The sequence below is a fragment of the Rhodococcus sp. TAF43 genome, assembly GCF_052113525.1.
GTDB lineage: Bacteria > Actinomycetota > Actinomycetes > Mycobacteriales > Mycobacteriaceae > Prescottella.
Genome location: NZ_JBFRDL010000127.1, coordinates 1 through 1004, shown reverse-complemented (window position 1 = coordinate 1004; position 1004 = coordinate 1). Strand labels below are relative to the sequence as shown.

Below are 1004 nucleotides of genomic sequence, written 5' to 3'. Positions count from 1 at the left end.
GCAGGAGACCTGCCGCGCCGGCCGTCCACATCGACGAGAGAAGGCCCCGACGCCACTTGGCCATTTCCGTGCGGGAAGGGCGACTCAGCGGTTGAGCGGCGACATATCGGTGTACCGGTCGCCCGACGGGACGGGCACCGCGTCGAGCGCTGCGAGCTGGTCGGAGGTCAGGATGATGTCGTCGGCCGCGACGTTCTCCTCGAGGCGGCCCGCCCGCTTCGTCCCTGGAATGGGTGCGATGTCGTCGCCCTGGGCGAGGAGCCACGCGAGCGCAACCTGAGCGGGAGTCGCGCCCACCTCGGCGGCAACCGACTCGACGGCCTCGACGATGCGGAGGTTCCGGTCGAGGTTCTCGCCCTCGAAGCGCGGGGTGTCACGCCTGTAGTCGCCCGGCTCGAGCGCGTCTGTCGAGCGGATCGCCCCCGTGAGGAAGCCGCGGCCGAGCGGCGAGTACGGCACGAACCCGATGCCGAGCTGGCGCACCGTCGGGAGCACTCCCTGCTCGGGATCGCGGGTCCAGAGCGAGTACTCGGTCTGCACTGCGGTCACCGGATGCACCTCGTGTGCGCGCCGGATCGTCGCCGGTGCCGCYTCCGAGAGGCCGTAACCTCTGATCTTGCCCTCGCCAATCAGCTCGGCCAGGGCGCCTACAGTCTCCTCGATTGGCGTCGCCGGATCCATCCGGTGCTGGTAGTACAGGTCGAGGTGATCGACACCGAGTCGCGTCAGCGAGCCCTCGATCGAGAGCCGGACGTTCTCGGGGCTGCCGTCCAGTCCACGTGCACCGTCGGTGCGATGGCAGATTGTGCCGAACTTGGTGGCAATCACCACGTCGTCGCGTCGGTTCCGGAGTGCRCGCCCGAGCAGTTCCTCGTTTGTGTAGGGCCCGTAGATCTCGGCCGTGTCGAAGAACGTCACTCCCAGGTCAATCGCGCGATGGATCGTGCGGATGGACTCGGCGTCGTCGATTCCGGCCCCCGCGTAGAACGCCGACATACCCATGC

Annotated in this window: 1 protein-coding gene; it reads right to left on the bottom strand. The window is 68.3% G+C overall.

All coding sequences use genetic code 11. The features are described 5' to 3' along the window. Positions 1 to 84 precede the first annotated feature (84 nt). Positions 85 to 1002: an aldo/keto reductase gene (locus tag AB4Z09_RS29115; protein ID WP_442241396.1), complete on the bottom strand. Its 918-nt coding sequence runs from the start codon at positions 1000 to 1002 to the stop codon at positions 85 to 87. Between the last annotated feature and the right edge of the window lie 2 nt (positions 1003 to 1004).